The organism is Pseudomonas extremaustralis (assembly GCF_900102035.1).
GTDB classification, from domain to species: Bacteria; Pseudomonadota; Gammaproteobacteria; order Pseudomonadales; family Pseudomonadaceae; genus Aquipseudomonas; species Aquipseudomonas extremaustralis.
Genome location: NZ_LT629689.1, coordinates 5,704,389 through 5,729,729, shown reverse-complemented (window position 1 = coordinate 5,729,729; position 25,341 = coordinate 5,704,389). Strand labels below are relative to the sequence as shown.

At 57.8% G+C, this 25,341-nt stretch carries 22 protein-coding genes and 3 pseudogenes; 16 read left to right on the top strand and 9 right to left on the bottom strand.

Translation table 11 applies throughout. The features are described 5' to 3' along the window. The first annotated feature begins 153 nt into the window (after positions 1–153). From BLR63_RS26400 to BLR63_RS26380, 5 genes are all read left to right on the top strand, one after another. Entirely contained in the window at positions 154–483 is a 330-nt protein-coding gene (locus BLR63_RS26400) for a hypothetical protein (RefSeq protein ID WP_081480315.1), read from the top strand. A 92-nt stretch (positions 484–575) separates the two neighbouring features. Further along, positions 576–1,544: a DUF932 domain-containing protein gene (locus tag BLR63_RS26395; protein WP_010562428.1), complete on the top strand. Its 969-nt coding sequence runs from the start codon at positions 576–578 to the stop codon at positions 1,542–1,544. Positions 1,545–1,617: 73 nt separating this feature from the next. Beyond that, positions 1,618–2,622: a YqaJ viral recombinase family nuclease gene (locus BLR63_RS26390; protein WP_010562427.1), complete on the top strand. Its 1,005-nt coding sequence runs from the start codon at positions 1,618–1,620 to the stop codon at positions 2,620–2,622. 80 nt (positions 2,623–2,702) lie between these two features. Next, positions 2,703–3,599: a recombination directionality factor gene (locus BLR63_RS26385; RefSeq protein ID WP_010562426.1), complete on the top strand. Its 897-nt coding sequence runs from the start codon at positions 2,703–2,705 to the stop codon at positions 3,597–3,599. 42 nt (positions 3,600–3,641) lie between these two features. After that, positions 3,642–3,848 (top strand): hypothetical protein, encoded by a 207-nt coding sequence (locus tag BLR63_RS26380; RefSeq protein WP_010562425.1) that lies wholly within the window; start codon positions 3,642–3,644, stop codon positions 3,846–3,848. Positions 3,849–4,221: 373 nt separating this feature from the next. On the opposite strand, the gene BLR63_RS26370 is transcribed toward BLR63_RS26380, so the two are convergent. After that, the gene (locus BLR63_RS26370; RefSeq protein ID WP_010562423.1) at positions 4,222–4,569 is read right to left on the bottom strand and encodes a helix-turn-helix domain-containing protein; all 348 of its coding nucleotides are present in this window, start codon (positions 4,567–4,569) and stop codon (positions 4,222–4,224) included. A gap of 140 nt (positions 4,570–4,709) precedes the next feature. Here BLR63_RS26370 and BLR63_RS26365 point away from each other — a divergent pair, with 140 nt between their 5' ends. From BLR63_RS26365 to BLR63_RS26355, 3 genes and pseudogenes are all read left to right on the top strand, one after another. Continuing rightward, positions 4,710–5,063, top strand: a complete 354-nt coding sequence (locus BLR63_RS26365) for a hypothetical protein (RefSeq protein WP_010562422.1) — start codon at positions 4,710–4,712, stop codon at positions 5,061–5,063. A gap of 110 nt (positions 5,064–5,173) precedes the next feature. Then, a complete protein-coding gene (locus BLR63_RS26360; protein ID WP_010562421.1) occupies positions 5,174–5,962 on the top strand; it encodes a hypothetical protein in 789 nt (262 codons plus the stop codon). Positions 5,963–6,538: 576 nt separating this feature from the next. Continuing rightward, positions 6,539–6,765: pseudogene (locus tag BLR63_RS26355) on the top strand (type II toxin-antitoxin system RelE/ParE family toxin). Positions 6,766–6,863: 98 nt separating this feature from the next. Here BLR63_RS26355 and BLR63_RS26350 read toward each other — a convergent pair. The 7 genes from BLR63_RS26350 to BLR63_RS26320 all read right to left on the bottom strand — a co-directional run bounded on the left by BLR63_RS26350 (position 6,864) and on the right by BLR63_RS26320 (position 14,980). Continuing rightward, on the bottom strand, positions 6,864–8,132 hold the full coding sequence (locus tag BLR63_RS26350) for an OprD family porin (RefSeq protein WP_010562420.1): 1,269 nt from the start codon (positions 8,130–8,132) through the stop codon (positions 6,864–6,866). A gap of 278 nt (positions 8,133–8,410) precedes the next feature. Continuing rightward, a complete protein-coding gene (locus BLR63_RS26345) occupies positions 8,411–9,340 on the bottom strand; it encodes an electron transfer flavoprotein subunit alpha/FixB family protein (RefSeq protein WP_010562419.1) in 930 nt (309 codons plus the stop codon). A gap of 2 nt (positions 9,341–9,342) precedes the next feature. After that, positions 9,343–10,107, bottom strand: a complete 765-nt coding sequence (locus BLR63_RS26340) for an electron transfer flavoprotein subunit beta/FixA family protein (RefSeq protein WP_010562418.1) — start codon at positions 10,105–10,107, stop codon at positions 9,343–9,345. Positions 10,108–10,167: 60 nt separating this feature from the next. Continuing rightward, complete coding sequence (locus tag BLR63_RS26335) at positions 10,168–11,406, bottom strand: CaiB/BaiF CoA transferase family protein (RefSeq protein WP_010562417.1); 1,239 nt, start codon at positions 11,404–11,406, stop codon at positions 10,168–10,170. A 25-nt stretch (positions 11,407–11,431) separates the two neighbouring features. Continuing rightward, positions 11,432–12,634 (bottom strand): 3-oxoadipyl-CoA thiolase, encoded by a 1,203-nt coding sequence (locus BLR63_RS26330; RefSeq protein ID WP_010562416.1) that lies wholly within the window; start codon positions 12,632–12,634, stop codon positions 11,432–11,434. 27 nt (positions 12,635–12,661) lie between these two features. Then, a complete protein-coding gene (locus tag BLR63_RS26325; protein ID WP_010562415.1) occupies positions 12,662–14,191 on the bottom strand; it encodes a 3-hydroxyacyl-CoA dehydrogenase in 1,530 nt (509 codons plus the stop codon). Between the two features lie 3 nt (positions 14,192–14,194). Continuing rightward, entirely contained in the window at positions 14,195–14,980 is a 786-nt protein-coding gene (locus BLR63_RS26320; protein WP_010562414.1) for an enoyl-CoA hydratase, read from the bottom strand. Positions 14,981–15,216: 236 nt separating this feature from the next. Here BLR63_RS26320 and BLR63_RS26315 point away from each other — a divergent pair, with 236 nt between their 5' ends. The 3 genes from BLR63_RS26315 (at position 15,217) to BLR63_RS26305 (ending at position 18,634) form a co-directional block, all read left to right on the top strand. After that, complete coding sequence (locus tag BLR63_RS26315; protein ID WP_010562413.1) at positions 15,217–16,083, top strand: IclR family transcriptional regulator; 867 nt, start codon at positions 15,217–15,219, stop codon at positions 16,081–16,083. A gap of 57 nt (positions 16,084–16,140) precedes the next feature. Beyond that, on the top strand, positions 16,141–17,295 hold the full coding sequence (locus tag BLR63_RS26310; RefSeq protein ID WP_010562412.1) for an acyl-CoA dehydrogenase family protein: 1,155 nt from the start codon (positions 16,141–16,143) through the stop codon (positions 17,293–17,295). Positions 17,296–17,359: 64 nt separating this feature from the next. Beyond that, positions 17,360–18,634, top strand: coding sequence for an MFS transporter (locus BLR63_RS26305; RefSeq protein WP_010562411.1), 1,275 nt, complete (start codon positions 17,360–17,362; stop codon positions 18,632–18,634). Between the two features lie 107 nt (positions 18,635–18,741). Here BLR63_RS26305 and BLR63_RS26300 read toward each other — a convergent pair whose 3' ends face one another. Next, positions 18,742–19,668, bottom strand: a complete 927-nt coding sequence (locus BLR63_RS26300; protein WP_010562410.1) for a LysR family transcriptional regulator — start codon at positions 19,666–19,668, stop codon at positions 18,742–18,744. Between the two features lie 181 nt (positions 19,669–19,849). On the opposite strand from BLR63_RS26300, the gene BLR63_RS26295 reads away from it, so the two are divergent. The 5 genes and pseudogenes from BLR63_RS26295 to BLR63_RS26275 all read left to right on the top strand — a co-directional run bounded on the left by BLR63_RS26295 (position 19,850) and on the right by BLR63_RS26275 (position 25,128). After that, positions 19,850–20,536 (top strand): CoA transferase subunit A, encoded by a 687-nt coding sequence (locus BLR63_RS26295; RefSeq protein ID WP_010562409.1) that lies wholly within the window; start codon positions 19,850–19,852, stop codon positions 20,534–20,536. After that, entirely contained in the window at positions 20,533–21,195 is a 663-nt protein-coding gene (locus tag BLR63_RS26290) for a 3-oxoacid CoA-transferase subunit B (protein ID WP_010562408.1), read from the top strand. The genes BLR63_RS26295 and BLR63_RS26290 overlap by 4 nt, the downstream gene beginning before the upstream one ends. A 36-nt stretch (positions 21,196–21,231) precedes the next feature. Then, positions 21,232–22,209 carry an NAD(P)H-dependent flavin oxidoreductase gene (locus BLR63_RS26285; RefSeq protein ID WP_010562407.1) on the top strand — a complete coding sequence of 326 codons (978 nt, stop codon included), beginning with the start codon at positions 21,232–21,234 and terminating at the stop codon, positions 22,207–22,209. A 103-nt stretch (positions 22,210–22,312) separates the two neighbouring features. Beyond that, positions 22,313–23,502 (top strand): annotated as a pseudogene (locus tag BLR63_RS26280) (MFS transporter). Between the two features lie 652 nt (positions 23,503–24,154). Then, positions 24,155–25,128 (top strand): annotated as a pseudogene (locus BLR63_RS26275) (FUSC family protein). The last annotated feature ends 213 nt before the right edge of the window (positions 25,129–25,341 follow it).

The window sequence follows — 25,341 nt, the reverse complement described above, 5'->3', positions numbered from 1 at the left end:
CTATTTAGAGTAGATAGCTTGGAGAGATGGGGCGTCGCGCGCTCTAAGGCTTCAATTCGTATGCCGATGCTTGGTCTAACCTGAGCACTTCAATTCGAAAAGAATTCAGCCACACATAATCGCAGTGACATCACCCCCAAGGAGGTTCGCCCCATGTCATTGCAGTGCCCTCGCTGTCATTCCCCCAAAGTCGCTTCTTTTCATCACGCCATGAAAGTCGGCGCGGCCATCGGCACCGTGGGTGGTGCTGTGCGCGGCGTTAGTGCTGCGCTTGCTGGAGGCCAAGCAGGCGCGCTTATTGGCGCCATCGCCGGCCCTGTAGGTATCACCCTCGGTTCGGTATCGGGTGCCATCCTCGGCGGGTTGGCCGGTGGTGTCGCCGGCTGTGCTCTCGGCGCCCAACTGGGTGAGTCGCTCGATCGCCACGTCCTGGCCCACAACCTCTGCTTGCTATGTGGCCACCACTTCAACCTCCCGACCTAACCAAGTCAACCTCCCCTCTATTTATTTCGTCCGGACGGTGCTGCGCTCTGCGTGGCGCTTTATGCCGGCTTGCACCTAAAGGAATTAAAACAATGGCTCATCTCGTCGAAACTATGGCCTACGCTGGCGAAACTCCCTGGCATGGCCTGGGCAATCAGCTCACTCAGAAGCAACCCATCGAAGTTTGGCAACGCGAAGCTGGGATGGACTGGGCGATCCAAGAAAGCCCCGTACACTTCAAATCGGGTGCCGTCGGCCACATCGGCGCTATACATTCTTTTCCGGAGCAGAAGGTGCTCTACCGCTCCGATACTAAAGCACCGCTGTCGGTGGTCTCCCAGCGTTACCACACCGTGCAGCCGCGTGAGGTGCTGGAGTTTTATCGTGACCTCACCGAGGTCTCCGGCTACGAGCTGGAGACTGCGGGGGTACTCAAAGGCGGGCGCAAGTTCTGGGCACTTGCGCGCACCGGACAAGGCGCTGCCCTGAAAGGAAACGATCAGGTCAACGGCTACCTGCTGCTGGCCACGTCCTGCGACGGCACCCTGGCCACCACGGCAACACCCACCACCGTGCGCGTGGTCTGCAACAACACCCTGACGATAGCCCTGGACGGCTCATCTCGTGCAATCAAGGTGCCGCACAGTACCCGCTTCGATCCGAAGGCAGTGAAGAAGCAACTCGGCATAGCCGTCTCCGGCTGGGACGAGTTCATGTATCGCATGCGCCATCTCGCTGAACGCAAGGTCCAGTGGCATGAGGCTCTTGGATATTTCATGTCGGTGTTGTGTGAGGTAAATCCGAGCAATCAACTACCAGAGCAACTACCCAACGAACGCGCCCTACGAAAGGTGCAAGAGCTGTATGAAGGCCGTGGTCGGGGCAGCCAGCTCGAATCGGCACGCGGAACCGCCTGGGGCTTGCTCAATGCGGTGACCGAGTACGTCGATCACGAGCGCCGCGCACGTAGCAATGAGTACCGCATGGACTCAGCGTGGTTTGGTCAGGGTTCGCAAATCAAGCAACGCGCCCTGGATGCAGCGCTGCGTCTCGCAGCTTAACCCTTCTCGTCAATCGCCACGCCCGGTCAGCCTTGTGCTGGTCGGGCGTATTTATGCCTGCAAGGTGAACACGATGAAAGCAACCTCATTGAATAGTAGTACCCCGAAGCTCCGCCCTGCCCTTCGCCTGGTCAGCACCAAGGAACTGCCGCGCGAGGACTGGCTTGAAGTGCGTAAACAAGGCATCGGTAGTTCCGACGCAGGCGCTGCGGTTGGGCTCAACCCGTACAAGTCGCAGTTGGAGCTGTGGCTTGAAAAGACTGGTCGCGATGCCACGCTACCGAAAATAGATCCTCATGATGAAGAGAGTCCAGCCTATTGGGGCAATGTGCTGGAACCCATCGTCGCTTGGCACTACAGCAAGCGCACCGGTAAAAAAGTGCGGCGGATTAACGCCGTGCTGCAGCATCCGAACCCCGAACTGCCCTGGATGCTGGCCAACATCGACCGCGAGGTAATTGGCGGAGACGACGTGCAGATCCTCGAATGCAAGACCGCCGGCATAAACGGGGCACGTCTCTGGAAGGAAGGCGTGCCCGAGTATGTCCAACTTCAAGTGATGCACCAGCTCGCCGTCACTGGCAAGCAAGCCGCGGATGTGGCGGTACTGCTGGGCGGTCAGCACCTGGAGATTCATCGCATCGAGCGTGACGAGCAAATGATCGCTCGCCTGATCGAACTGGAGCGCAAGTTCTGGACCTACGTGGAAACCGATACCCCGCCACCGGCCGACGGTAGCGCATCGGCTGAAGCAGCTTTGCGCTGCTTGTACCCAGAAGACAACGGCCAGACCGTCGACTTCAGCAGTCGCGCCGGTTTAGCAGAGGCCTACCTGGAACTTAAGGCCGTTCGCCAGTCCATTGGCGAGAAGGAAACGCGCGAGGCCCAGCTCAAGCAGATACTACTGCAGGCCATGGGCGAGGCCACCCGAGCGGAGTTTTCCAGCGGTTACATCAGCTGGAAAAAATCCAAGGACAGTGCCGTACTCGATGTCCAACGCCTATTGCAAGAGAAACCCTACCTACAAGTTCGCTACACCAAAACCAAGGAAGGCAGTCGCCGCTTCCTGATCAACTGACTCCGCTATTACCTCCCCTTGGCCAGTCCATGCAGTTCGCGCTGCGTGGCCGGCCTTTTTTCATTTCCAGGAGAACCATCATGTTGAAAGGCTTAGCCCTGACACCCCCTGCGCTCGGACGCATCTCCATCGGCAAAGTCATCGAGAAAAACGGTAAACGCCTGCCGGAGAAAGATGATCAATTCACCATCACGTCCCAGGTGCAAAGCCGGGACGGCTGGCTACTACACCCACTCAATGACGAACTACGCCAGAGCAAGGAAGACAAGCTGCGCAGCATCCCGGTGCGCCTGCTGTTCAACGAACCAGATCTGAACTTCCGTGCCGACTACACCCTGTTCGATCGCCAGTCTGGACGACCGCTGTGTGTCGGCAATGGCGAGGCCTGTAAACGTGTCACGCAGGACGGTATGCAATCACTCCCCTGCCCCTCGCCGGATGCTTGTTCATTAGCCAAAGGCGGAGCTTGCAAGCCCTATGGCAGGTTGAATGTGCTGATCGGTGATGACGATCCGCTAGGCAGTTTCGTGTTCCGCACTACTGGTTTCAACAGCATCCGCACCCTGGCCGCTCGGCTGCATTACTTCCAGGCCATCTCGGGTAACCGGTTGGCCTGCCTACCGCTGGAATTGCGTCTGCGTGGCAAGTCGACACGACAGAGCCATGGCACACCGATTTTCTACGTCGACCTGACCGTGCGCGGCGGCATGAACATCGCAGAGATGCTGCAGTCTGCCAACGAACTTGAGACCCAACGGCAATCAGCGGGATTTGATCAGGTAGCGCTGGATGAGGCGGCTCGACGAGGCTTTAGCAACGGCGCTTTTGAGGACAGCGAGGAAGACAGCAGTGCTGTGATTGAAGAGTTCTTTTCGAGCCCGGATGCAATTGCCACCACGGAACGATGCAAAGCACTACAAACCAACTCCAACGCTCTGGCCGACAAGCTCGAAGCGCTCGCCACGCAAACCCATTGACCTGACACCTGCCTGACTTCAGGAAGACTTTGGAGACCCGAAATGGCCCTACTACGATTTCTGCTTTGCCTGTTTGCGTTCGTTGGCGCGTTGGCGGCAGCCGGCACGTTGGTCGTAAGCATTATGTTGATGTTGCGCTTCCCGCCACTGCTGGTCGCCGTGCTGTTGGCGTGCTGGATTCTGAATCGCCCGCTCAAGGTGTTGAGCGCATCGATCCAGAGCAATCCCAGCAAAAACACTGCCACCTAACGGTGGCCAAACAGCGCATAGCCACACTCACCCATTAGGAGAATGAACGATGATCAGCCAGTGTTTGATCTGCGACTGCCAAGCCGTCCTCACCCTGGAGGCCGCAAGGGGCATCGCCTTGCTGATCGGCCTCGCCGATGGAGCAGTACGGGGAGCTCAGAACACGCATGAGAGCCTTCAGGATCGTCCCGGATACTACTCACTACTGAATGGGCTGGCCGCTATTGTTCCCGCCTACCCATCAGCGCTGCGAGTTGCTGACGATGTCGGAAAGTATCAGTTCGCGGGGTTCGATTGCTTATGCCCGCGTTGCGGCGCGCTCTTCGACAAGGAGGCAGCGGAGCTAGTGCCTCCGCCGCCGTGAAACAGCTACTCAGCTACGAACGAGACGCTTAACAAGCCCTTCCACCATGCCCATGACGAGCGTACGGTCGCTCATGTCCAGCGTCGACAGCAGATCGTAAAGCCGGCACGCCTGATCTTCCGGACGTGAACTTCCCTCGGTCAGCCAGTCGGCTGTCTCACAGCCAAAAATGCCCGCTAACTCCACCAATCGCTCGACGTTGGGCATCACGATCCCGCGCTCGATACGCGACACCGCCTCACTGCCAATCCCAAGCCTCTCGGCGACCTGCTCCTGACTCAGCTTGCAACGAACACGCTGGCGAGCAATTGCTTGGCCCACCAGCTTCGCCAATTGCTTCGATTCGGTTTTTGACATGCCACCCTCCACTTCAACCTGGATAGTTGGCGATCAACCTAGTGACATGAAGGACCTCTCAAACCGAGACTCACCCCTAAAGGTTGATATGCGACTTTTTTCTCTAATCGACAACCTCTTGCAGGGAGCTCAGAAAAACCATGATCGTCGTAACCGGCCTGAATGAAGCGCAGATTGAAGGCCTCGTGAAAAGCAATGCGTCTTTCGAGATCAATGGCCTCAGGGGCAATTTCATGGCAAGTATCAAACTTGTCGAAACCAAGATTGAAAGCCAGGGACTGAAGTGTCGAGTCAGAAGCGACGTAAAAAGTGCTGCGGTAAAAGGCGGCGCACTCGGTGCTGTATTCAGCGTCCTATCCATACCTGCAACGCTGACCGTGGTAACGCTCGGGGCCGTCGCAAGCGTGGGGCACAGTCTAGTTACCTACAACCCTGATTACGAAATCCTCAAGGACTACGTAAATCAGCGGCTCAAGGTCACCTACAAGAAATAATCTCACTCATTCCCACAATTACCAACAGCGTAACCCTATTGTTTTGCAGGGCTCGTTTGCCTCTTCACCGGTCGTTAATTTCGCACGAAGCAACAAACTGGAGAGAACCCATGAAACGGATAATCAGCATCCTGCTGCTCATCTTTTGCGCCAACGCCAACGCCGTGGTGGACCATTACGCCTGGGGTGCTATCGCCTTCCCAGACGAGACTTCAACCAATGGCCTCCCCGAAGCGATCCCATGTATTGCAAAGAAAGCTTTCAATGGTCAACCCATGCTGAAATGCACGTGGATGGAAACCACCCGCGATGTGCTCATCTGGGATGCCCAGCGCAAACAGGACGTGCGCTATGTCAACCAGGTAAGTGGCCAGTGCCTGCGCGGCAAGTGCCGTATAAGCAATGCGATGGTGGGTGAATGGAACCAAGATGTTTTGTTCACATTATCAATCTGGTACCGCATCGGCACCAGCACCGACGGCAAGCCGGTGGCCTACCGTGTCGATACCTCTCATCAGGTGTCGTATGCCGAAGCCGGTTCTATCCTGTACCAGTTCTACCTAGATATTAGCGTCCCTGATAACCAACTTGCTTCCACTTTCGACAAGCGCTATGAGGGTGGTTATGCCGCCTGGCAAGCTCAAAAGGGAAATGCCCAGGAAGCAGCTCAGTCACCTTCCAGCTCGGCCCAGTCCGAATGGCCCGACGTCAAGACCGCCTGGTGCAACCCACGTATGGATGACGATTGCTACATCAACAGCAAAAAAGTCCCTATTGCCGAACTGGGCAAATGGTTGCCGGACATCAGCGAATCGAATGCCGACCAGCTAGGCGGCCACTGTGAAACCATCCTCTGCTTCGACAATGATGACCATCCGATGGGCTACCTGTTGCAATAACAGTCCTGAGCACAGCAGCACGGTCGATGTAATAGGGGGCGCAGGCCCCCTATTGATTCTCGTTCTATCTTTTTTCGACCTCAGCCGATTCCAATAGGTAGGTACTCGACCAAGTCCGCCTAGCAGCTACAAAATATTGCGCCGTTGCCCTTCGGTAAACGGGGCCAGGCTCCAGTCGCCCATTGGCGTAATTACCGCCAGTGTGTTGAGACTCTGTATTGCCAAACTGTTTTGGCGCTGATGCGTCGTTGATCCGGACTGCCGGAACTCATTGTCCCGCCCGAATACCCAGCAAACGATAGTCCTGGGAGTGGAGAAGCTGCAGTTGGATCAATCAAAATCAGCCGCCCGGTCAAAAATGCATCACCGCCAACAGTTCGGTGAAGAACTAGCAAAAATTTCCCAGTCCTCGGCGCGCTATCAGTGGTTCAAAGTTGACTAGAAAGTGCTGGTCGAAGTCGACTGGTCGGCCGAATCGATCAGCGACGGGCCGTTCGACTATCCTTGCCAGAGCCTTGTCAGGGAACAGTTTGTTCACCTCGGTTTGATCAAGATGACGTTCAAGGTTCTGGTCGTATCTGCTGCCCCAGACATAACCATCAGCCTGCGGCCGCACGAACGGTACAGCCACTCACGGCCGCGCCGACCACACTGCTGAAAATCCGCGGATTGGCGAACAGCTGAAAAAATTTGAGCCCCCGGATGTGCGCCGAATACAGATCGGCCACGACGAGATGCGTTACGAGATAGTGAAATCCACTATCTACCTACTGCGCCTGTGGCAAACCCGCGAGGATCGATAGGTTTGCGCTGGGCCAGGCGGAACACGTCAACCTGGCGGGCTTAGCCTCCAGGACGCGGAGGGCTTTTCAGCGTTTTTTCCGTCGGCTACGTCCGTTACTCACCAGATCGGCAACGTATAACTGATGATCAATCGATTTTCATCTTGATCGTTGCCAAAGTTGGTCGAGCGTACGGTCGCATTACGCCATTTCACCCCAACGTTCTTCAGCGGTCCTCCCTGCACGACATAACCAATGTCGGTATCGCGTTCCCATTCCTTGCCCTCGGGACGGTTGCTGCCCAAGTCAACGTTGGAGCCGTTGAGGTAGCGGGTCATGAAGGTTAGACCGGGTATGCCAATGGCCGCGAAGTTGTAGTCGTAGCGCGCTTGCCAGGACCGCTCATCCTTGCTGGCGAAGTCGCTGATCTGCACAAAGTTCAACAGGAACGGGTCGGTACCATTGATGTAGGCGAAACCTGTGTTGCCGCGCATAGCTTGATAACCAAGGCCGAAGGCGTGACTGCCAAGGCTGTAGGTGAACATCGCGCCAAACGCATTGTTATCGACGTTACTGCCGCCATCGTCTTTAGAACGGGCGAAGCGCAGATCCGACTTCAATGACTGGCCGGTGGTCACCGGCAATATGTAGGTTAGGTTGACCATGTGCTGGTCGTAGAAATTGTCGAGATGGCCGTAAGCGTAGCCGGTGGTGAGGTTGCCGGTCCACTTGTAGTTCAGGCTGGCGAAATCGAAGCTGTCGCTGTCCACCCGCCGACTGATGATGCCCTTGGCGCCGGTGCGGGTGATGCTCATGTCTTCATAGTCTGAGGAGTCGCGCTGGTTAACCTGCGTCAGCCGCCCGGCATCCACGGTCAAGCCATCGATTTCCAGCGAGGTCAATTGAACGCCTTCGAAGGTTTGTGGCAGCAGCCGTGAATCGTTGGCCAATACCGTCGGCAGTTTGGGCAGCAGCGTGCCGAGCTTAAGCGTGCTTTTCGAGGTGCGCAGTTTCGCCGTCAAACCCATTTCACCATATTCGTCCTGGGCTCCTTTGCGTGTGTCGCTGTGGCGTTTGAGCAGGCCAGAGCCGGCGCGATCAGGACTGGAGTCGAGCTTGACCCCCAGCAGGCCGATGGCATCGAAACCGACACCGATCAAACCCTCGGTATAGCCCGACTCATAACGCAGCAGGAAACCTTGCGCCCATTCTTCTTGTTTGGATTGCGCTGCGTTGTACTGGCGAAAATCCCGGTTGAAATAAAAGTTACGCAGTTCCAGGCTGGCTTTGCTGTCCTTGATAAAGTCAGCAGCGGCGGGAGTCGAGAGGCTGATGACACCACCCGCGAGCAATAGTCGGGCGGCGAGTATTCGAGTGTTGCATTCCATGTTGGAGCCCTCAGTTTTTATTTTTTTAGTTGTGGATCTCACACAGGGCGATGAGGCCCTGGGGTCGGTTGATGAAACAGATGCGAAGTTTTCCGAATAGCCGCGACTAAAGAAGCCAGCTCGCGCGGGCATGTATGTATGTCGTCGGTCCTTCAATGGATTGGATACCGTAACGGTATTCTTCTACGGCCTCGTGGGCGCTCGACTCGGACTCACGCTGCGCTCATGCACACGGATCTGGCTGATGTCATAGCGCCTGGACTGGTCATCACGACGTTTCAGATCAATTGATGTAGTTTTGGTACGGTTTCGAACAAGTCCGCCACCAGGCCGTAATCAGCCACCTGGAAGATCGGCGCTTCTTCGTCCTTATTGATCGCAACGATCACTTTGGAGTCTTTCATGCCGGCCAGGTGCTGGATTGCGCCGGAGATACCGACCGCGATGTACAGCTGTGGAGCAACGATCTTGCCGGTCTGACCGACCTGCATGTCGTTGGGAACAAAACCTGCGTCGACCGCAGCGCGGGAAGCGCCAACAGCCGCGCCCAGCTTGTCGGCCAGGGCGTACAAGTGTTTGAAGTTGTCGCCGTTCTGCATGCCGCGACCGCCGGAAACGACGATCTTGGCCGCGGTCAGCTCAGGACGATCGGACTCGGCCAGCTGTTCGCCAACAAAGGAAGAAATGCCCGCATTGTGAGCAGCTGCAATTGCTTCGACAGCAGCCGAACCACCTTCAGCTGCGACGGCGTCAAAGCCGGTGCTACGTACGGTGATTACTTTGACGGCAGCGTTCGATTGCACGGTGGCGATGGAGTTACCGGCGTAGATTGGACGTTTGAAGATGTCAGCCGATTCAACCGAAATGATTTCGGAGATCTGGTCGACGTCCAGCAGCGCAGCAACGCGCGGCAGGATGTTTTTGCCGTTGGAAGTCGCGGCAGCCAGGATGTGGCTGTAACCAGCGCCCAACTCTGCAACCAGAGGAGCGACGTTTTCCGGCAGTTGGTGCGCGTAGGCGCCGTTGTCGGCCACCAGCACTTTAGCTACGCCTGCGATTTTCGCGGCGGCTTCAGGCACGGCGCCAACGTTCTGGCCAGTGACCAGGACGTGGATGTCGCCACCAATTTTCGCAGCGGCAGCCACGGTGTTCAGGGTGGCCGGGGCCACTACCTTGTTGTCGTGTTCTGCGATTACCAAGATAGTCATGATTAGATTACCTTCGCTTCGTTTTTCAGTTTCTCGACCAGTTCAGCCACCGACTTGACCTTGATACCCGCGCTGCGTGCAGCCGGCGCTTCGACTTTCACGGTCTTGTTGGTGGAGGCGGTGGAAACGCCCAAAGCGTCCGGAGTCAGCACTTCGAGAGGCTTCTTCTTGGCTTTCATGATGTTAGGCAGGGACGCGTAGCGCGGCTCGTTCAAACGCAGGTCGGTGGTGACGATGGCTGGCAGCTTCAGGGAAACTGTCTGCGCGCCGCCGTCGACTTCGCGAGTCACGGCAACGGTGTCGCCGGACACTTCGACTTTGGACGCGAAGGTGCCCTGACCGTAGCCGCTCAATGCAGCGAGCATCTGGCCAGTCTGGTTGTTGTCGCCGTCGATGGCTTGTTTGCCAAGGATCACCAGCTGAGGCTGTTCCTTGTCGACAACCGCTTTCAACAGTTTGGCCACGGCCAGGGAAGTCAGATCTTCAGCGGATTCGACGAGGATGGCGCGGTCGGCACCCAGAGCCAGCGCGGTGCGCAGCTGCTCTTGAGCGGTGGACGGGCCGACGGAGACGACGACGATTTCAGTCGCAACGCGCCCTTCTTTTATAGAGAGTTCTTTCAAGCGTACGGCTTCTTCCACTGCGATTTCGCAGAACGGGTTCATCGACATCTTGACATTGGCAAGATCGACGCCGGAATTGTCCGCCTTGACGCGAACTTTCACGTTGTAGTCGACCACCCGTTTGATGGCTACGAGGACTTTCATGACAGGCTCCAATGGTGAAAATTGACCCGACAGCTCAGGTGGCGTGCGAGGTCATGCATATCAGCGTTCGCCAAGTTGCTCGATGACGCCGCGTGCCTTCAACTCGGCCAGGCGTTCATCGTCCAGGCCCAACTGACGCTTGAGAACTTCATCCGTATGTTCACCCAGCATCGGGGCCGGGCGCAGATACTCCACCGGCGTGCCCGACAACTTGATGGGGCTGCCCACCGTCACGAAATCTGCCTTCAGCGGATGGGGGATGTTCACCAGCATATTGCGCGCTTTCACCTGCGGCTCATCCAGTGCCTGGGCAATGCTGTTGATCACCCCTATCGGCACGCCCTGCGGGTGAATACGTCGCACCCATTCATCGGCGGTGGCGCCGAGAAAATGCTGCGCAAGAATCTCGATGACTGCCTCCCGATTCGTCACTCTGTCCGCATTGCGCGCAAAGCGAGGGTCTAAAGGAAGGTCCGTCAGACCGATAGCCTCGCAGAGTCCAACGAACTGGGAGTCATTACCGCAGGCGATAACGAAATCCTGATCACTGGCGCGGAATACCTGATACGGCACGATGTTGGCGTGGGCATTACCGTAGCGGCCTGGGGCTTTACCGGAAGACAGGTAGTTCTGACTCTGGTTGCACAGTGTGGCGACCTGAACGTCGAGCAGCGCCATATCGATGTATTGACCCACGCCGCTTTTCTCGCGGCTGAGCAATGCAGCCTGAATGGCGACCGTCGAGTAGAGCCCTGTCATCAGGTCGGAGAACGCCACGCCAACTTTCTGCGGCCCGCCACCGGGTAGGTCATCACGTTCCCCGGTGATGCTCATCAGCCCGCCGATGCCTTGGATGATGAAGTCATAACCCGGCTCTGCAGCTCGCGGCCCGGTCTGCCCGAAGCCAGTCACCGAGCAATACACCAACCGCGGATTGAGCTGAGACAAGGAGGCATAATCCAGTCCGTATTTCGCTAAAGACCCCGCCTTGTAGTTTTCGATCAGCACATCACAGTCGGTGGCCAACGCGCGTACCAGCTCCTGGCCTTCGGCGCTCGCCAGGTTCAGCGCCACCGATAACTTGCCACGGTTGGTCGATTGGTAATAGGAGGCTTCACGTGTGGTCTCATCGTTTTGACCCTTCATCCATGGCGGCCCCCAACCACGGGTATCGTCACCCGCACCCGGTCGTTCAACCTTGATGACTTCGGCTCCCAGGTCGGCCAGGGTCTGGCCACACCAAGGACCGGCCAGCACACGGCTCAAGTCGAGCACGCGGTATCCAGTCAAAGCACCCATTTCATACCACCTTTTTTGCGCGCATTCAGACGCGCTCGATAACCATCGCCAGCCCTTGGCCGACGCCGATACATAGACTGACCACCGCGTAACGTTTGCCACTTAGCTGCAACGCCCGTGCGGTGCTCAGTGCCAATCGCGCACCCGAAGCGCCCAGCGGATGCCCTACGGCAATGGCACCGCCATGGGGGTTCACGCGAGGATCGTCGAAAGCAAGGCCAAGTCCTTTAAGACAGCCCAGAACCTGACTGGCAAAAGCTTCATTGATTTCGATGATGTCCATATCCGCCAAGCTCAGTCCGGCTCGCGCCAACGCCTTATGAATCGCCTCTACCGGACCGACGCCCATGATGCGAGGCGCCACACCAACGGCCGCTGCAGACAGGATTCGCACCATAGGTACCAGCCCATGGCGTTCGCCAGCGGCAGAGGAGCCAATCAGCAAAGCAGCGGCACCATCATTCACACCAGAAGCGTTGCCCGCAGTCACCACGCCGCCTTCGAGCAAAGGCTGCAAGCGAGTCAGTGCCGCGAAATCCGATTGCGGACGCGGGTGTTCGTCCTGTTCAATCACGTTGGGCGGAGTCTTTCGGCCGGTGGGTACGCTCACCGCAAGTAGTTCGTCAGCGAAGAAGCCAGCCTTGCGCGCTGCTTCGTACCGCGCTTGCGAGCCTGCGGCAAAAATATCGGCCTGTGTTCGGTCGATACCGTACTCATGGGCCACGTTGTCTCCCGTCTGAGGCATGCTGTCATTGCCAAATTCGGAGACGATTTTCGGGTTGGGAAAGCGCGCGCCGATGGTACTGTCGAAGACCGTCAAATCACGGCTGTAGGCGGCTTCAGCCTTGGCCATGACAAAGGGGGCGCGAGACATGCTTTCCACCCCGCCAGCGATGAAAAGTTCGCCTTCCTTGCAGGTCACCGCGCGGGCTGCGTCGATCACGGCGGCCAGACCACTGGCACACAATCGATTGACTGTCTGCCCCGGCACCGTCACTGGCAAACCGGCGAGCAGCGCCGCGTGGCGGGCGATATTGCGACTGTCCTCACCTGCCTGGTTGGTATTGCCGAGGATCACGTCCTCGATAGCGTCACCAGGGATGGCATATCGCGCAAGCAGTTCTCGAATCACATGAGCCGCAAGATCATCGGGGCGCACCGGTGCGAGTGCACCACCGTGACGACCGAAGGGAGTACGCAGCCCTGCGAAGATGTAGGCGTCGAGCATAAAAGTATCCTAGGCGTTAAGGTCAGGTCAGGTCAGTGTCGGCTCGGTGTGGCACAGCGATAGGCCGAGGGTCGCGCGTCGACGCAGCCAAGGGCTCGGCCGGTAACGCGGATCGCCGGTCAGTTCGGTCATGCGCTCCAGGATGGTCAGCAGGCGTTTGCTGCCAACGCTGTTACCCCAGGCCAACGGCCCCTTTGGATAACCCAGCCCTCGGCGAACACCTTCATCCAGGTCATCAACGCTGGCGATGCGCTGTTGGACGATATCGCCGGCCAGGTTGACGATCATGGCCAGCACACGCTGAGCGACGAAGCCGACACTGTCGTTGATCACGCTGACTCCGACGCCATCGCGAGCGAACACTGCATGTGCGGCATTTCGCATGTCGACTCGGGTGGCCGGGTTTAGCATCAACGTGCGGTAGCGAGCGCTGTCGAGCAGCGGGTCGATGCATACCGTGCGCGTCGGGTCGGTGGCAAAGCGTACCGCAGCGCTGGTGGCATCCAGGCCATAGGGCGCCAGCAGGCAGAGTGCTTCGCTGGACGGCGTGGCGTCCTGCTCTACCTGCGCGCCCAACTGCTCCAGCAACGCCATCAGGCTGACACGATCGGTCTCGTTCTCGGCCCCCAGCCACACCGGCGGTAGGGTCTCCATGATCGGCACTGCCTGCGCCGGGGGCGCATCGACCATTTGGCCATTGGCATACCGGTAAAAGCCTCGCCCGACCTTACGCCCGACGTATCCGGCCTCAAGCATCTGCCGAGTCAATGCGGCCGGGCGATAGCGAGGCTCCTGGTAAAACTGGTTATAGATCGACTCGATCACCGGGTGCGAGACATCCAGGGCCGTCAGGTCGAACAGCTCCAGCGGGCCCATGCGAAACCCCAGGCCTTCGCGCAGGATGCGGTCGATTTCGGCAGGCTCGGCCACGCCTTCCTTGAGTATTTGCAGGGCTTCGGTGCTATAGGCGCGTCCCGCATGGTTGATGATGAACCCCGGCGTATCCTTGGCCCGAATACCCCGGTGGCCCATGCGCGCCGCCAACGTCTGCAGGCGATCACCGACTAGCGGATCACTGGCCAGGCCGTCGATGACTTCGACGACTTTCATCAGTGGTACCGGGTTAAAGAAATGGAACCCCGCGACTCGCTCAGGACGACGACACTCCCGGGCGATGCTGGTCACGGACAGCGACGAGGTATTGGTGGCCAGAATGCAATCGTCAGCGACGACAGCTTCAAGCTGGGCGAGCAACGCCTGCTTGGCATCGAGGCGCTCAATAATGGCTTCGACGACCAGGTCGACCTCCTTGAGCTCGGTCAACGCGGTCGCTACCTGCAGGCGATCAAGTGTGGCCTGTGCATCTGCGCCGAGGATCTTGCCCCTGCTCGCCAGCTTGCCCAACGTCTGTTCAAGGTTATCGCGAGCAGCCTGGGCGGCGCCTTCGCGGTTATCGAACAACAGCACCTGGATACCGGCCTGGGCTGCAATCTGGGCAATGCCGGTGCCCATGATGCCAGCCCCCACCACAGCCATACGGTTGATCTCGCGTGTCATGCTTCACTCTCCCGAGAAGGTGGCTTTGCGTTTTTCAAGGAAGGCATTGGCGCCCTCTTTCTGGTCCCTGGAATCGAACAGCAACTGAAACGCCTTGCGCTCCAACGCCAGGGCGCTGTCCAGGGGCAAGTCAGCGCCGAGCAGCAGCACCTCCTTGATCTGCGCCACAGCCAGCGGCGGCAAGGCGGCTATTTCAGCGGCCAGCTCGAGGGCGCGCGGCACTGTGCGCTCGTCACTCACCACCTCGCTGACCATGCCCATGGCCAGCGCTTCGGGGGCCGGGACCAGACATCCCGTGAGGGCGATACGCATCGCCTGGAATTTGCCGACGGCGCGAATCAACCGCTGGGTGCCACCGGCGCCCGGCATCAGGCCCAACTTGACCTCCGGCTGGCCAAAGCGTGCCGACTGCCCTGCAACGATGATGTCGCAGTGCATCGCCAGTTCGCAGCCGCCGCCCAGGGCAAAACCGTTCACCGCGGCGATCACAGGTTTAGGGCAACGAGAAATGGCCTCCCACAGGTACTCCGTGTGGCGGCGATACATCTCGATAGGGCTGGCCTCGGCGAACTCGCGGATATCGGCACCGGCGACAAAGCACTGTTCACCACCGGTGAGAACGATCGCACGCACCCGTTCATTGCCAGCCAGGGCGCGAAAGATTTCTGCCAACTGTTCGCGCACGGCGCTGTTGAGCGCGTTCTTGACCTCGGGCCGCTGGATCCGTACGACAGCGACGGCGTCATCGCGAATGTGCAGAGTCACTACAGCGTTGGGCTGGGAGTCCATACCTACCTCTTATTATGTTTCGCTATACGAAACTGAATACCGTAATAATGATTAATCATAGAGACGCTTATAAATCCCTGTAAACAGGCAAACTGATAAATATTGTTTAATCCTTTAAATACAGGGTCTTACTAAATAACTATAAATGAGTTGGTTTTTTTTAAAGCAGCGAATACAATTTCGCCAGGCGAAACTGTATTTTATTTTCTTGCATTTCTCGAAAGCGAGGTTCTACCATGGGTCGCAACAAGGCAGATCACCAGGCCGTGGACCAGTCGAAAGGAACGGATGAAATCGGCTTGCTGAAGATGGGCATGCTCGATCCCGCCAGCGCGCTGAGCGATGACGAAAGCACTGGCCAGTTCGTGACGGCGTTGGCCCGCGGGCTTGAGCTGATGCGCTGTTTCACGCCGCGGGACAATGTGCTCGGCAATCAGGACCTGGCGCGGATGACCGGGCTGCCCAAACCGACCGTGACGCGGCTGACCAATACGCTGATGCGGCTGGGCTGCCTCAAGCGTGAAGTACATTCAGGCAAGTATCAGCTGGACGTCGGCGTATTGGGTTTCGGTTACGCCATGTTGTCGAACCTGGCGATTCGCACAGTGGCCCATCCGTTGATGGAGGATTTGGCCAATCACGCTCAGGCGGCCGTCGCGATGGCCGCCCGCGATCGACTGCAGATGGTGTACCTGGATGTGGTCCAGGGTCAGGGCAACATGACCATGCGCCGGCAGATCGGCAGCTACTTGCCGCTGGCACAGAGTTCGGTGGGCCGGGCGTGCCTGGCGGCGATGCCGGAAACCGAGCGGGAATTTCTGCTCGACCACATTCGCCAGCGTGAAACGGAGCAATGGCCAGCCATCCGCAAGGGCCTGGACAGAGCGTTCAGGGATTACGCCGACTACGGCTTCTGCCTGTCAGTCGGTGAGTGGCACCGCGACGTCAACTCCGTCGCAGTGCCGTTGCTGCACCCGCAGTACGGGTTGCTGACCTTCAACTGCGGTGGACCGAGCTTTCAGCTACCCCGTGAGCAGCTCGTGGACGATATCGGGCCTCGCCTGATCAACATGGTCAATAACATTGGCGCCGCTGCTCGCTGACGCACGGAGTAACGGCGCCCTAAAAAACCGGCTCGCTTGCGAGCCTTGGGAGCGCACATGATCCGTGATACCGAAACCCTGCAGATACTGCTGGATTCCCTTCGTCAGTTCGTCAGCGAAGTACTGATTCCCCGTGAGAACGAGGTGGCCGAGACCGACAACATCCCGGACGACATCGTCGTGCACTTGCAAGAGATGGGGCTGTTCGGCCTGACCCTGCCGGAAGAGTTCGGCGGCATGGGCGTGACCATGGAAGAAGAGGTCAAGATCGCCTTCGAACTGGGGCGTACCTCCCCGGCCTTTCGTTCTTACATCGGGACCAACAACGGCATCGGCTCTATCGGCATTCTGCTCGATGGCAGCCCGGAGCAGAAAGCCAGGTACCTGCCCAAGCTGGCCAGCGGCGAGCTGCTCAGTGCCTTCTGCCTGACCGAACCTGACTCAGGGTCTGATGCCGCCTCGCTCAAAACCACGGCCGTGCGTGACGGCGACAGCTATACCCTCAACGGCACCAAGCGCTTCATCACCAATGCGCCCCACGCCAACATCTTCACCGTGATGGCGCGCACCAATCCGAACATCAAGGGTGCCGGTGGCATCAGTGCGTTCATCGTCGAGCGTGACACGGTCGGGATTTCCCTGGGTAAACCCGATCACAAGATGGGCCACAAAGGCGCTCACACCTGCGACGTGATCTTTGAAAATGCCCGCGTTCCCGCCAGCCAACTGATCGGTGGCGTTGAAGGCGTGGGTTTTAAAACCGCCATGAAAGTCCTGGATAAAGGTCGCCTGCATATTGCCGCCCTGAGCGTCGGCGCCGCCGAGCGCATGTTGGCCGATTCACTGCAATATGCGATTGAGCGCAAACAATTCGGCAAGCCGATTGCCGAGTTCCAGCTGATCCAGGCGATGCTTGCCGACAGCAAGGCGGAAATCTATGCAGCCCGCTGCATGGTCCTGGATGCCGCACGCCAGCGTGACGACGGACTTAACGTCAGCACGCAAGCCTCCTGCGCCAAGATGTTCGCCACTGAAATGTGCGGACGGGTTGCCGACCGTTGCGTGCAGATCCACGGTGGCGCCGGTTACGTCAGCGAATACGCGATCGAGCGCTTCTATCGGGACGTCCGTCTGTTCCGCATCTACGAGGGTACCACTCAGATCCAGCAGATCGTCATCGCCCGCAACATGATTCGCGACGCACAAGGCTGACCCCTCAAACCTTCAAATACGCGTTAAAGCCCCCCCTTCCCTATAAATACAATAAGGAAACGTTATGGAAGCTTCTGCTCATGTCGGCGCAAGTGCGCAGGCCAAGACAAACACTTGGGTGCTGGTATTTATCTTCTGCTTTCTAGGACTTTTGATCGACGGTGCCGATCTGATGTTTCTTTCCTACAGCCTCAGTAGCTTGAAAGCCGAATTCGGTCTGAGCAACATAGAGGCCGGCAGCCTGGGAAGCTTTACCCTGGCTGGAATGGCGATCGGGGGCATTTACGGTGGCTGGGCCTGCGATCGTTTCGGTCGAGTGAAAACGGTAGTCTGGAGTATCATACTTTTTTCAGTTGGCACGGCAGTGCTCGGCATGACGCATAACTATTGGCAATTCGCGATCACCCGTTTTGTGGCCTCGCTAGGGATCGGTGCACTGTATGTGGCTTGCAATACGCTGATGTCTGAATACGTACCCACTCGCTACCGCACAACTGTACTCGGCACGCTGCAAGCAGGTTGGTCAGTAGGTTATATCGTTGCGACGCTACTGGCGGGCTGGATCCTACCGATCCATGGCTGGCGCTGGCTATTCTACATTGCCATTATCCCGGTGATTTTGGCCGTAGTGATGCAACGCTTTGTCCCAGAACCACAAGCGTGGATCAACGCTCAGGCTGAGCGTGCCAAGCAAAAAATCGATGGCATCACGAAAGTAGCGAGCAAAAAAAGCGATAGTAAGTACAAACTTATTTTTAGCGACCCACAGGCTCGCCGCATGTTCATTTTTTGGGCTTTGACTGCTGGTTTTCTACAATTCGGCTATTACGGTGTCAACAATTGGATGCCAACCTACCTGGAAAGCGAACTGGGCATGAACCTCAAGTCCATGACGGCCTACATGGTTGGTACCTACACCGCCATGATCCTCGGTAAAATACTCGCAGGTCTGGCGGCTGACCGTCTTGGGCGCCGCGCCGTCTTCGCCTTTGGAGCATTGGGAACGGCACTCTTCCTGCCGGTGATCGTGTTATTTCAAAGCCCGGAAAATATCCTGTGGATGCTGGTGGTATTTGGCTTCTTGTACGGTATTCCATACGGTGTAAACGCCACGTACATGACTGAAAGTTTCGAGGCAAAATTCCGAGGATCTGCTGTAGGCGGTGCTTACAATATCGGGCGCCTGGGCGCAGCGATTGCTCCGGCAGCAATTGGATTTCTCGCCTCTCACGGCTCGATTGGCTTGGGTTTTCTGGTCATGGGCGCAGCCTATTTTATCTGCGGCGTGATCCCGGCGTTGTTTATCAGAGATAAGCAGTTCGACCCGCAAAAGCAATAGCGCTTTGTAATTCCGGGAGGCCTAGCGGTTCGCCGCCTCGCCTCTTTGCCTCGTGGCGGTGGAAACCTACGCGGCCTGGCACCATTGACTCACTCTGACGCCATCGGTTACCTGCTAATGCTGACGCTCGCTATGGACGTACTGCGGGCCCAGTCGCGTGCCATCTTGGTGAATAACTGGACGGCTGGTGACTGATTATTGCGGGCATGGATCATCGACAATGCCGTCGTCACATCACACCCTTCAATGCACCGAAACACCACGTCGGGCGGCATGAAAGTACGCGTCGATGCGGGCACGATTGCAACGCCAAAACCGGCCGCCACCATGCTGATCACGATCGACATCTGCGACGAAATGACTTCGACCCGCGGAACAAAGCCCGCAGCAGCGCAAGCCTTCATCGTTGTGTCATAGAAACCGATACCTTCCTTGCGGTGCACGCTGATGAGCGTGTCATCCTGCAAATCTTCCAGGCGCACGCGAGCCATTGCGGCGCAGCGATGATTGCTGCGCAGTGCCACCATCAACGGTTCGCGCAATACATCAAACAACGCCACCCCCTCGGGCAATGCAATGGGTGGACGAATAAACCCAACATCACACAGCCCCTTGGTCACAGCATCGATCTGTTCCTCCATATCCATCTGGTGCAGGACCAACTCGACGTGGGGCCTTTGCTGTCGATACAGGTACACGATACCGGGCAATGCACCTGACAACGCGGCCGAGGCGAGATAGGCGATCACCACCCGACCTGACCGGCCTTGAGCCACCTCTACGATGGCCGAATTGGCAGCATCGGCCTGACGTAGCATGGCAACCGCCTGGGCATAGAACACCTTGCCGACTTCCGTCAACTCCAAATGGCGTCGGCTACGCGACAATAGGCTGGCGCCCACGCGCTCTTCCAGTGCGCGCACTTGTTGGCTAAGTGCTGGTTGCGAAATGCCGCAGCGCTCGGCGGCCTTGGCGTAGTGCAACTCTTCGGCCAGCGCCAAAAAATAGCGGTAGTGGCGTAATTCAATTTCCATCACAAATAACCCATTTATCAACGGCTCTATAGACAGCCATTCCACCTAATTGTGATCCAGGTCGATACTGCCAGACATCATAAGACTAGCTTATAGAATCAAAACTTACGGTTGATTGATGTTATCAACTGCATTCCTGAAGATGAAGTCCTGCAAAGCGACGTGTTCAGGAGGCAATGCTGTGATTAACAAATATGTGGAGTCCCACACCGCAGCCATAGAGAACCTCAAAGATGGTTGTTGCGTGATGATCGGCGGCTTTGGCAGCGCTGGTTTGCCGACAGGGCTGCTTGAAGCAGTGCTCGACCAAGGTGCTCGGGATCTGGTGGTGATCTCGAATAACGCTGGCTACGACCGTGAAGGGGTGGCGATGCTGATCGCTGCCGGCCTTGTACGCAAGCTGATTTGCTCCTACCCCTTGACTGCGGGTGCGACCGTCTTCCGCAACGCCTACCGCGACAAGAAGATTGAATTGGAGCTGGTTCCGCAAGGCACCCTCGCGGAGCGGATACGTTGCGGGGGAGCCGGCCTCGGAGGCTTTCTAAGTCCAATCGGCATCGGAACCATGTTGGCCGACGGAAAAACCATTCACCGTGTCGGCGACGAAGACTACTTGATTGAGTTGCCCCTGCGAGCCGACTTCGCACTGCTGCGCGCGCGCGCGGCTGACCGTTACGGCAACTTGATCTATCACCTGACAGGCCGGAACTTCAATCCCCTCATGGCGACCGCCGCCGATCTGGTGGCCGTGGAGGTGGACGAGTTCTTGGAATTGGGGACAGTTGACCCGCAAGCCGTGGTCACACCCGGCATTTTCATCGACCGTGTTGTATTGGCCAATAAATCGGCAACTCAGGAGTACTTATGAACCCCGTTCTCAACCTTGAAAACGGGGTGACGCCGTGGACCCGTGAGCAGATCGCCGCACATGCCGCACAACACATACCGGATGGCGCCTACGTCAACCTGGGAATCGGTTTACCCACACTGGTCGGCAACCTGATGGCACCTGAGCGTGAAATTTTCCTCCACAGTGAAAATGGCATCTTGCATTTCGGCGCTCGCCCACCCGCTAACGAGGCCGACCCTTGCCTGATCAACGCCAGCAAGCAGCCCATTTCACTGCTGCCAGGCTCGGCCATTTTCGACTCGGCACTCAGTTTCGCAATGATGCGCGGCGGTCATCTTGATCTAGCGATTCTAGGCGCTTACGAAGTTGCTGAAAACGGTGATCTGGCTAATTGGACCCGGCTTGATCCTGGGACGCCTCCGGCCGTTGGCGGGGCCATGGAACTCGCCTTTGGCGCCAAGCAGGTATGGGTATTGATGGAGCACACCACCCAGGGTCGCCCTCGTCTATTGCGACGTTGCAACTTACCACTGACAGCTGCGGGTGTTGTGACGCGTATCTACACCAATTTGGCCGTGCTGGACGTCACCCAAGCCGGCCTACAAGTCAAGGCCATGGCGCCCGGCGTCACGTTCGACTACCTGCAGAGCCGTACCGAAGCCAACCTGCTGGCCTGACACCCACTACCACACGACGCTTAATCAGGAGACCTCATGTTATCAACCAACTTCACCCGAACCTTCGGGGTCATGCACCCCATCATCCAGGGCGGCATGCAATGGATTGCCCGCGCCGAGCTGGTGGCCGCCGTTGCCAACAGTGGCGCTCTGGGTTTTCTCAGCGCTCTGACGCAGCCCAGCCCAGATGATCTGCATGCGGAGATCGAGCGCTGTCGCCAGATGACGACTCAGCCGTTTGGCGTCAACCTGACCTTCCTGCCGGCGATCCGGCCGATCCCCTACGACGAGTACATCGACGTCATCATCCGCAGCGGCATCAAGATTGTCGAAACTGCAGGCAACAATCCGGTCGCCTATATGGACCGCTTCAAGACAGCCGGGATCAAGGTCATCCATAAATGCACATCGGTGCGGCACGCGCTCAAGGCCGAGCAGATCGGCGTCGATGCAGTCTCGATCGACGGCTTCGAGTGCGCCGGCCACCCGGGCGAGGATGACATTCCCGGCTTGGTACTCATCCCTCGTGCGGCCGACTCAATCAAAATCCCTCTGATCGCTTCGGGTGGTTTTGCCGACGCCCGCGGCCTGGTGGCAGCCCTGGCATTGGGCGCCGACGGCATCATCATGGGCACACGCTTCATGGCCACCCAAGAGGCGCCGGCTCACCCCGACATCAAGCGTCGTCTGGTCGAGGCTGACGAGCGCCAGACCGAGCTGGTTCTGCGCAGTTTCAATAATACTTGGCGCGTGCACAAAAATGCACTGACCGAACAGGTAGTCAGTCTCGAAAAGCAGACGGGTACGCAGTTCCCGGATGTGGCGCCGTTGGTGGCCGGCACGCGTGGCCGCGCGGTCTACAGCAGCGGTGACTGGGACAACGGGGTATGGAGCGTCGGCATGGCCCAGGGTCTGGTTTACGACATCCCCACCGTCGAGCAATTGGTCTCGCGCATTGTCGGCGACGCGGGAGACTTGATTGCCAACCGGCTGGCTAGCCTGCGGACTGCCTGACCTTAGTCCGCCAGCCATCCTATTAAAACAATTAGAGGACGCAATCATGGCATTGGTAAAAGCCCAAATTGACACCTTAGCGCCTACGCAAGACAGGAAATAGATGCTGGTGTTCGGGTTTGCCTTTCTCGGTCTGATGGTCGATGGCGCCGACCTGATGTTTTTGTCGTACAGCCTGTCGAGCCTGACGAAAGAGTTCCAACTGACCAGTCTTGAAGCAGGCATGCTCGGCAGCATTACGCTGGTCGGAATGGCGATCGGTGGCATTTTCGGCGGTTGGGCTGCTGACCGCTATGGCCGGGTGCGGACTGTGGTCTGGACCATCGTCGTCTTCTCGGTCGGTACTGCCGCGCTCGGCATGACCCACAGCTACACCGAGTTTGCGGTATTCCACTTCATTGCTGCACTAGGCCTGGGTGCCGAATACGTGGTCTGCAACACGCTGCTGGCCGAGTATGTACCGACTAAGCGGCGCAGTACTGCCTTGTGCGCACTCCAGGAGACGTGGTGGCCACACTACTGAGCGGCTGGATCCTGCCGACCTACGGCTGGCGCTGGTTGTTCTACATCGCAATCATGCCAGTGTTAATGGCCGTAGTGATGCGCCGCGTTATTCCTGAACCACCTGCCTGGGTCGCTGGGCAGGCAAAAAGCGATGGTCAAAAGCACAGCGTCAGTCAGGAAAAACCTGAAAGCGCGATCAAGCTGATCTTCGGCAATCCGAAGCATCGCCGTATGTTCATTCTATGGTCGCTGACCGCCAGCTTTCTGCAGTTCGGCTACTACGGATCCAACAACTGGATGCCGACCTACCTGGAAAAAGAACTGCACATGAGCTTCAAGGCGATGACCCTCTACATGGTCGGCACCTATGTCGCCATGATCCTCGGCAAGGTGGTCGCCGGCTGGCTGGCCGACAAGTTCGGGCGGCGCGTGATGTACTCCTTCGGCGCGCTTGGCACTGCGCTGTTCCTGCCACTGATTGTGTTCTACCAATCGCCAGAAAACATTGCCTACCTGCTGATCTTCTTTGGCTTCCTGTACGGCATCCCTTATGGCGTGAACGCCACCTATATGACCGAGAGCTTCGAGACCAAGATTCGCGGCTCGGCCGTGGGCGGTGCCTACAACATTGGTCGCGTAGGTGCTGCGATTGCACCGGCCGGTATCGGCTATCTCGCCACCGGCGGCTCAATCGGCATGGGTTTCCTGGCGATGGGTGTTGCCTATCTGTTCTGCGGCCTGATCCCGGCGCTGTTCATTAAAGAGAAGCAATATGACCCGATGCACTGATGCCGGGCCCGCACGGCCCTCCTCTGACCAGCAACCTTCATCTTTAGCAGTCGGCCCCGTTCGAACCTGCGGAGAACACTCGATGAGCAATGCACAGATGCAATCGGCCAGCAACGCAGTCACTCTGGATCAATGCGGTAGTGTGCTAGTCGTCACGATGTCCGTGCGCAGCTTGACAGTTACATCCAGCAATCGGCGGCGACCTGCGCCGTAGCACTCAAAGGCGAAGTGAACGATGTTGCACTGCATCGGCTCTTTGCCAAGGCGATAAATCTGCATACCGCGCTGGAATACTCGGCGGCAGGCTCGACGGTCATGAAACACTCAATGGGCAGTTTTCAGGTCTGCACCGCAGCGACGTTTGCGCAATTGGCTGCGGCCCAGTCGCTGCAGGTAAAGCTTTCAAAAGCATCGCGAGTTGGCGGACTCGAACTGACGGGTGAATCGCAGGCATTGCTGGAAGCTATCGCCGTCAATCCATCAGCCATGCACATGGCTGTCGCATCACTGAACGAACGTGTCAAAGTGGCTTACTCGCGGGAAGCGCTCACCGTAGAACAGTTGCCCACGTCCAGGCTAATTTTGCTCGACCGGCTGAGCGTATTGCTCGAATCGCTACACCAGTCATTGGTACAATGGGAGTCGCTCGCTCATGGGAAGGCACGTGCGTTGCCATTGGCTTTTCACATCGATTCAGTCGCGCTGTACACAATGGTTTGCGAACGTTTCTTACCGTACTGCGGCAGCGTTGTTCTGCATTGTTACCGGCTGGTCGTCCGGTCCTGGTTTCGTGACGATCGTGAGTGTGATGTGCTCACTGTTTGCCACCCGGGCGGACCCCGTGGCGGGCGGTATCGGCTTCATGTCGGGCGCGGCTTGCGCGGCCGTCGCTGCGGCGCTGTGCAATTTCGTGCTGCTGCCTGCTGTATCCGACTTTGCCATGCTGGCGGTCATTACAGGCGGATTCATGTTTGCCGCAGGACTGGCAATGCGTCATCCACGTACCGCTGCGCCGGGGGCCAGTTTCGCGATTATTTTCTGGAGTCTGTCCCACCGCAAAACACATCGCAGATGTTCGACGCTGCCGGTTTCTTCAATGGTGTGCTGATACTGCTGCTCGGCATCGCATGCGGCACGTTGATTTTCGCCCTGATCTTCCCCTCCAACCTCCTTGCAACCCGATATCGGCTGCATCGCGCCGTCCGCAGGGATTTTAGGCGTATTGGCCGCCATCCGAACAGATGGTCTTTCAGGGGGTGGCAGACCCGGACCGCGGACCGTCTGGGCCGCCAACTAGCGACCGCCAACGGCGACATCGATACCCAGGCCGAACGTGAACTCCGAGGGCTCTTGGGCGCCTGGACGATAGGCTATGCCACCATTGCGTTACATTATCTCGCCGAAGATTTTCACCCGGTACGTCGGCCTGTGGTTGTCATCCTGGGGCGGCTCACCAACGCCGATTCATTGCGCCTGGCCACCGCAGCCCGTTCCAGTGCACGCAGTTTCACCTGGCAATCTCGTGGCGCCAATGAACGCAAACGCCAGGACCTGTTGCGCGCGGCAATTCTATCGTTATCCATTACCGAGGCAGCGACAGAACACGAAGATTTTCTGGGTGAGTGATCGCTTGAAGTATTGATATCACGTTTAGGCGCCGATCCTGCAAAAGGCCTGAAGGAGGCTCGACAAAAAAGCAGTGATAGATGTCGTTTACTGCGAGATGGCATTGACCCCTTACAAGCTCGTGACAACGAACGAGCTGTGCAACTCACTACTGAACAGCAACGAAAAAGCAAATCAATCAACTTCCAAGACGTGTCAGTCGATTAATTAGAG